At 70.5% G+C, this 7,381-nt stretch carries 6 protein-coding genes; 4 read left to right on the top strand and 2 right to left on the bottom strand.

Annotated elements, in window-relative coordinates; translation table 11 throughout:
* Positions 1 to 322: 322 nt before the first annotated feature.
* Together AC1DSO_RS24170 and cydD are read right to left on the bottom strand one after the other, a co-directional pair.
* Entirely contained in the window at positions 323 to 1,903 is a 1,581-nt protein-coding gene (locus AC1DSO_RS24170) for an amino acid ABC transporter ATP-binding/permease protein (RefSeq protein ID WP_477071230.1), read from the bottom strand.
* Positions 1,900 to 3,531, bottom strand: a complete 1,632-nt coding sequence (gene cydD, locus AC1DSO_RS24165; RefSeq protein ID WP_477071229.1) for a thiol reductant ABC exporter subunit CydD — start codon at positions 3,529 to 3,531, stop codon at positions 1,900 to 1,902. The genes AC1DSO_RS24170 and cydD overlap by 4 nt, the downstream gene beginning before the upstream one ends.
* Before the next feature lie 123 nt (positions 3,532 to 3,654).
* Between cydD and AC1DSO_RS24160 the strand changes: the two genes are divergently transcribed.
* The 4 genes from AC1DSO_RS24160 to AC1DSO_RS24145 all read left to right on the top strand — a co-directional run bounded on the left by AC1DSO_RS24160 (position 3,655) and on the right by AC1DSO_RS24145 (position 7,300).
* Entirely contained in the window at positions 3,655 to 5,220 is a 1,566-nt protein-coding gene (locus tag AC1DSO_RS24160; protein WP_477071228.1) for a cytochrome ubiquinol oxidase subunit I, read from the top strand.
* Between the two features lie 12 nt (positions 5,221 to 5,232).
* Complete coding sequence (gene cydB / locus AC1DSO_RS24155) at positions 5,233 to 6,384, top strand: cytochrome d ubiquinol oxidase subunit II (RefSeq protein WP_477071231.1); 1,152 nt, start codon at positions 5,233 to 5,235, stop codon at positions 6,382 to 6,384.
* A gap of 12 nt (positions 6,385 to 6,396) precedes the next feature.
* A complete protein-coding gene (gene cydX / locus AC1DSO_RS24150) occupies positions 6,397 to 6,516 on the top strand; it encodes a cytochrome bd-I oxidase subunit CydX (protein ID WP_477071227.1) in 120 nt (39 codons plus the stop codon).
* A gap of 331 nt (positions 6,517 to 6,847) precedes the next feature.
* A complete protein-coding gene (locus AC1DSO_RS24145) occupies positions 6,848 to 7,300 on the top strand; it encodes a chemotaxis protein CheW (RefSeq protein WP_477071226.1) in 453 nt (150 codons plus the stop codon).
* Positions 7,301 to 7,381: the final 81 nt, after the last annotated feature.

Below are 7,381 nucleotides of genomic sequence, written 5' to 3'. Positions count from 1 at the left end.
CTCCAGACTTGGGAGGTCCTTATAGCGGCAGCCGTTTGAGGCAGGTCAAGGCGGGGTCATTGCGTAGGTCCCACGCTGAAGCTTTCCAATCCAAGGGAGAGCCTCATGTCGAGTGGGCAAATGGCGTATCTGGGCCTGGTGATCGCGGCCTTCACGGCGTTCGCCGTGGTATTGTTCGTGACGTATCTGCGGGTGAACTGGAGGTAGGGGGAACCTCCCTCAGCATCAAAACCCGTGTCATCCCGGAAGCGTCGTAGGCGCTGTCCGGGACCCAGGGGGTGCGTGAACGCGGTGCGCGCCGCCCCTGGGTCCCGGCTCTACGCTACGCTTCGGCCGGGATGACACGGGATTTGTCATTGGGGATGGCCATTTCGATCCGGTGGCTACACGCCGCCGCCGGCGCGGCGCGGTGGCTGACCAGCACCAGGCCTTGGCCAGTACGCGCCAGCCGCGCCTCCAGCCGCGCCACCACCAACGCCTCGGTCGCGGCGTCCAGGCCCTCGGTCGGCTCGTCCAGCAGCAGCCACGGCGCGTCGCGCAGATAGACCCGGGCCAGGGCCAGCCGCCGGCGCTCGCCGCCGGACAGGCGCTCGCCGTCGTCGCCGAGATAGGCGGACAGGCCCTCCGGCGCGGCCCGGACCCGGTCGGCCAGGGCGGCGTCTTCCAGGACGGCCCAGAGCTGGTCGTCGGTCGCCTTGGGCGCGGCCAGGCGCAGGTTGTCGCGCACCGTGCCGGCGATCAGGCCGGCGTCCTGCGGCAGCCAGGCGAGCGCGGCGCGGGGCAGCGAGGTGGCCTCACCGCGCAGGCCCAGCAGGGTCTCGATGGCGGTGGTCTTGCCGCAGCCGGACGGGCCGACGATGGCCAGGCGTTCGCCGGGCGCGAGGGTGCGGCCCAGGATCGTCAGGCTGGGCGCGGTGTGAAGCGGAGCCTCGGCGGGCTTGGGTCGATGACGCAGCACGTCGTCCAACCGCTCGCGCGCTTCCCGCGCCGCGCCGTCCTGGTCGAAAGCGTTGGCCAAGCCGGAAAGCGCCTCGATGCTCATGGCGGCGGCCAGGCCGGCCAGCGCCGCCAAGGCCGCGCCGACCGGGGCGGCGCTGGCCACGGCGGCGGCGACCGCGAGGCCGAGGATCGCGGCTTGGCTGGCCAGGATCAGGCCGTTGGCGCGGGCGGCCGCGAGCCGCGCGGCGTCCAGCGTGGCGGCCTTGGTGTTCAGGGTCTCGCCGGCCCAGGCCTCCAGGCCGTAGGCGCGCAGCTCGGCCGAGGCGGCGACCAGGGTGGCGGTGGTCTCCTTCAGGGTCCCGATCCCGGCCTGGACGGCGGCGCGGGCGGGGGTCGAGAAGCGCCGGGCCAGGGTTCGAGCCGTGGCGATCGCCAGGCCGGCGGCGACCAGGATGGTGGCGGCGGACGCCCAGCCGGCCAGGGCGGCCAGGGCGACGCCCGAGCCGAGGCCGGCGACGGCGCTCCAGGGGGCGGAGAGCCGGACGAAGCGGGTCTCGATCGCGTCGACGTCCTGCACCAGCCGGGCCGAGGCCTCGCCGCGCGACAGGGTCAGGGAGCGTTCCGGCGGGGCGGCGGCCAGGCTCTCGAACACGGCCGGGCGGATGGCGGCCAGGGCGCGCAGGGCGGCGGCGTGGCCCGACAGGCGCTCGCCGTAGCGGGCGGCGGTGCGCAGGATGGCCAGCAGGCGGATCATGGCGCTGGGCAGCAGCACGTTGAAGGTATGGGCGGTCGCCAGGCCCGCCGCCCCGGCGACGGCGCTGGCGACGATGAACCAGCCCGACAGGCCCAGCAGCAGGGTCGAGGCCGCGCCCAGGGTGACGGCGCTCAGCAGCGCCAGCCGCAAGGCGTCGGCGCGCTGGCGCTTCTGCTCGCGGATCAGGGCGTCGAGGGGGGAGGGGCTCACAGCCTCACCACCTGATCCGCCAAGGCCGCGACCGCCTCGGAATGGGTGGCGATCAGGGTGGTGCGGCCCTTGGCGGCGACGCGAATCGCGGCCAGCAGCTGGCCTTCCGCGGCCGCGTCGAGATTGGCGGTCGGCTCGTCCAGCAGTAGGATCGGGGCGGGCTTGAGCAGGGCGCGGGCCAGGGACAGCCGCCGCCGCTCGCCGCCCGACAGGCCCGAGCCGCGCTCGTCGAGCACGAAGTCGAGGCCGCCGGGGCGATCGAGGACGAGGCCGACGGTCTGGGCCGCCGCTTCGATCTGCGCCCGCGTGGCGTCCCGGCGCGCCAGGGCGATGTTGTCGGCGATCGAGGCGGGCAGGATCAGCGGCGACTGGCCGGCCCAGGCGATGTCGCGGGCGAGATCCGGGCGCTCGGCGCCGTCGATCAGGATTCGACCCTCGGTCAGCGGCGCGAGGTCCAACAGCAGGTTCAGGATCGAGCTCTTGCCCGCGCCGCTGGGGCCGAGCAGGGCGGTGATGGTTCCCGCTTCGGCGGTCAAGTCGAAGCCCTGCAAGGCCGGCGCGTCGGCGTCGGCATAGCGAACGCTCACGCCCTCGAAGCGGATGGTCGGGGCCTTGACGAGCGGCGCTGTGGCCGCCCTCGCCTGGGGAGCTTCGAAGGTCGACAGGCTGGCGGCCGCGGCCTCGGCGGCCTGGCGGTCGTGATAGGCGGCGGCCAGGCGGCGCATCGGGGCGTAGACCTCCGGGGCCAGGGCCAGAACGAAGAAGGCGCGCTTCAAATCCAGGGTCTCGGGAACCGGGAACGGCAGCAGCCGCAGCAGGTTGAAGCCGCAATAGACCGCCACCAGCGCCACCGACAGCGCCGCGAAAAACTCCAGCGCCGCCGAGGAGATGAACGCCACGCGCAGCACCCGGATGGTGCGCTCGGCCAGCGCCGAGGCCGAGCGGCGCAGGGCGGCGGTGGTCGCCGCCTCGGCCTGGAAGGCCAGCACCACGGGCAGGGCGCGGACCCGGTCCAGGAACAGGCCCGACAGCCGCTCCAGGGCCAGGAACTGGGCGCGGCTCTCGGCGGCGGCGGCCGCGCCCGCCAGGACCATGGCGGCAACGAACGGAACCAGGGTCGCCAGCAGGATCGCCGCGCAGATCGGGCTGGCGATCGCGGCGACGCCGATCAAGAGCAGCGGGAGGACGGCGGCCGACAGGCGGGCGGGCAGGAAACGGGCGACATGGCCGTCCAGCGCCTCGACCCCCTCGACCAGGGCGGTGGTCGCTTCGCCGGCCGGGCGTCGCGCGCCGCCGAACACCGCGCGGGCCAAGTCGGCGCGCACCCCAGTCTTAGCGTGAGCCGCGGCCTGGGCCCCGGCCGTTCCCGCCGCCCGGGCCAGCAGGCCGCGCGAGACCATGGCCACGACGGCGAGCAGCAGCCAAAGGGTGAGCGCCAGCGCGCCGCGCCGTTCGGCGATCGCGTCGATCCCGAACGCCAGCCCCGCCGCGAAGCCGATCGCGGCCAGGCCGTCCAGCAGGGTGAACAGGCGGGCGCGGCCCGAGGCGGAGCCCGCGTTTCGGCCGATTTGGTCCAGCCAGGCCTTCGGCGCCGAGAAACGGTCGATCTGTACTATGCCGGCGCCCATGGGTTGAGTGTAGGTTGGTTTCGTCCGGAAGCCTTGATCCCGATCAAGGACCGGACGGTCGGGTCGGTTTAGGGCTAGGCTCTCGAGCGGCGTGATCATCGGCCGTTCGTCTCGGAGCTGTCCATGGACCCCGCCGTCATCGACCTGTCACGCCTCCAGTTCGCGTTGACCGCTCTCTACCACTTCCTGTTCGTGCCGCTCACCCTGGGGCTCAGCTTCCTGCTGGTCATCATGGAGAGCATCTATGTGATGACCAAGCGGCCGATCTGGCGGACCACGACCCGGTTCTGGGGCGTGCTGTTCGGGATCAACTTCGCCTTGGGCGTGGCCACCGGTCTCACCATGGAATTCCAGTTCGGCATGAACTGGTCCTACTACTCGCACTATGTCGGCGACATCTTCGGCGCCCCGCTGGCGATCGAAGGGCTGATGGCCTTCTTCCTGGAGGCCACCTTCGTCGGGCTGATGTTCTTCGGCTGGGACAAGCTTTCGCGCGTCGGCCACCTGGCCGTGACCTTCCTGGTCGCCCTGGGCACCAACCTGTCGGCCCTGTGGATCCTGGTCGCCAACGGCTGGATGCAGAACCCGATGGGCGCGGCGTTCAACCCCGACACCATGCGCATGGAGGTCACCAGCTTCCGCGACGTGCTGTTCAACCCGGTGGCCCAGGCCAAGTTCGTCCACACGGTCAGCGCCGGCTACGTGATCGCCTCGGTGTTCGTGCTGGGGATCTCGGCCTGGTACCTGCTGAAGGGCAAGTACGTCGGCGTCGCCAAGCGGTCGATGACCGTCGCCGCCGCCTTCGGCCTGGCCTCGTCGCTGTCGGTCGTCGTGCTGGGCGACGAGAGCGGCTACGCCCTGACCGACAACCAGAAAATGAAGCTCGCGGCGCTGGAAGCCATGTGGGAGACCGAGCCCGCCCCGGCCGGCCTGACCGCCTTCGGCATTCCCGATCTCAAGGCCCGCAAGACCCACTACGAGGTCAAGATCCCCTATGTGCTGGGCCTGATCGCCACCCGCAGCTTCGACAAGCCGGTGGAGGGCATCTTCCAGCTGGTCGCCAAGGCCGAGGACCGCATCGAGTCGGGCGTGGTCGCCTATGGCGCGGTCGAGACCTTGAAGGTCAATCCGACCGACATGACCGCCCGCGCCACGTTCGAGCAGCACCGCCGCGACCTGGGCTACGCCCTGCTGCTGAAACGCTATGTCGCCGATCCGCGCCAGGCCTCGCCGGACCTGATCAAGAAGGCCGCCTGGGACTCGGTGCCCAACGTGCCGGTGATGTTCTGGAGCTTCCGGATCATGGCCGGGATCGGGCTCCTGATGATCGCCCTGTTCGCCACCGCCTTCCTGCTGGTCACCCTGCGCCGGCACGACACCAAGTGGTTCCTGGTCATCGCCGTGGCGGCCCTGCCGCTGCCCTGGATCTCGACCGAGCTGGGCTGGGTGCTGGCCGAGATGGGCCGCCAGCCCTGGGCGGTGGACGGCGTGCTGCCGACCTTCCTGTCGGCCTCCAGCCTTTCCGTGCCGCAGCTGATCACCAGCATCGCGGTCTTCACCCTGTTGTACGGCGCGCTGGCCGTGGTCGAGGTCGGCCTGATCCTGCGCGCCATCAAGAAGGGCCCGTTCGCTCAGCACGACCCCGTCCCGGACGGCGCGTCGCCCGAGCCCGAGCCGATGACCGCTTAAGGAGATCTCATGATGGAACTCCCCGTCGACTACGCCACCCTCCGCGTCATCTGGTGGGCCCTGATCGGCATCCTGCTGATCGCCTTCGCCCTGACCGACGGCTACGACATGGGCGTCGGCGCCCTGCTGCCGTTCGTGGCCAAGGACGACTCCGAGCGGCGGATGGTGATCAACACCCTCGGCGCCACCTGGGAAGGCAACCAGGTCTGGTTCATCGTCGCCGGCGCCGGGCTGTTCGCGGCCTGGCCGTTCGCCTACGCCATCGCCTTTTCGGGCTTTTACCTGGCGCTGTTCGTGGTGCTGGCGGCGATGATCATGCGGCCGGTCAGCTTCAAGTACCGGTCCAAGCGGCCCCACCCGCGCTGGCGGGCGTTCTGGGACTGGGGTCTGTTCGTCAGCGGCTTCGTGCCGGTGCTGTGCTTCGGCGTGGCCCTGGGCAATGTGCTGCAGGGCGCGCCGTTCCGGCTGGATAGCGACCTGCGCGCCTTCTACGAGGGCTCGTTCATCGGCCTCTTCTCGCCGTTCGCCCTGCTGTGCGGCTTGCTGTCGGTGGCCATGCTGGTGCTGCACGGCGCGGCCTGGCTGACGGTCAAGGCCGAGGAGGGCCCGGTCACCGAGCGGGCCCGCCGCATCGGCGAGATCGCGGGCCTCGCCAGCATCGTGCTGTTCGCGGCCGGCGGCTTCTGGGTGGCGTTTGGCGGTCTCGGCTTCCGGATCGAGGGCCTGGCCGATGCGGCTGGTCCGTCCAACCCGCTGCGCGGGGCCCCGGCGGTGCGCGCGCCCGGCGCCTGGCTCGACAATTACGGCCGCCACGGCTGGATGATCATCGCCCCCGTCATGGGCTTCGTCGGCGCGGCTCTGGCCCTGGTCGGCATGCGCTGGAACAAGGCCTGGATGGCGTTCGGCGGCTCCTCGATCTCGACGGCCGGGATCGTCGGGACGGTGGGCCTGTCGATGTTCCCGTTCATCCTGCCCAGCAGCTTCGACCCGCGCTCCAGCCTGACGGTCTGGAACGCCTCGTCGACCCACCTGACCCTGTTCGTCATGCTGATCGTCACGGCGATCTTCCTGCCGCTGATCATCCTCTACACCGCCTGGGTCTACCGGGTGCTGTGGGGCCGCAGCACCACCGGCGCCCTGACCACCAACCCCGACCTGTACTGAGGAGTACGAGCCATGTGGTACTTCACCTGGATCCTGGGCCTGGGCCTGGCCGTCGTCTTCGGCGTGCTGAACGGCGTCTGGTACGAGTTCAACCTGTCCGACGACGGGGATGAGGGGTTGTCGGAGCCGTAGGGGGCGACGGCGAAGTTCTCTTTCCCCAAACCCGTGTCATCCCGGAAGCCTCGCAGAGGCTGTCCGGGACCCAGGGGCAACCGCACTGCGTTGACCCCTGGGTCCCGGCTCTCCGCGCTACGCGCTCCGGCCGGGATGACACGGGTTTGGGGATGGTTGTTTGTGCTTGAGCAACTCACCGCATTTCAAACCCGCTTCCCGCGACATTCGACCGCGCCCTTCCGCACCTCAGCCTTAACGCTTGTTAAAGGCGGCGCGGGCTCTTGTAGGGATCGGTCGAAGCGCGACGACGCGGCCTCGACCGGCTCATTCGACCGGGGGATTTTTCGCCATGACCGACACCACCGCGCCCGCGCTGGAGCTGATCTCGTTCTGCATCGGCGAGCAGGAATTCTGCATCGACGTGAAGACGGTGCGTGAAATCCGCGGCTGGACTCCGGCCACCCCGATCCCGCACGCCCCGTCCTACATGCGCGGCGTCATCAACCTGCGCGGCGCGATCATGCCGGTCATCGACCTGCGCAACCGCCTGGGCCTGGGCTTCACCACCCCCGAGACCCGCCACGTGATCGTGGTCGTCGAGTGCCGCGACCGCCTGGCCGGCATCCTGGTCGACGCCGTGTCGGAAACCTTCACCGTGCCGCGCGATAGCCTGCAGCCGGCCCCGGACGTCGGCGTCGAGGAACTGCGCTACATCCAGGCGATCATCTCGATGGAAAACCGCCTGATCACCTATCTGCGCATGGACGACGTGTTCCCGACCGTGATCAGCGAAGCGGCTTAAGCGCGTTTTTCCTCCTCCCCACTAGGGGGAGGTGGATCGATGCGAATACGCATCGAGACGGAGGGGGTCGCGAAGCGATAC

The organism is Caulobacter sp. P4_E5, from assembly GCF_056401555.1.
The sequence above is the reverse complement of the archived record's forward strand: the minus strand, read 5'-3'. Positions and strand labels throughout refer to the sequence as shown.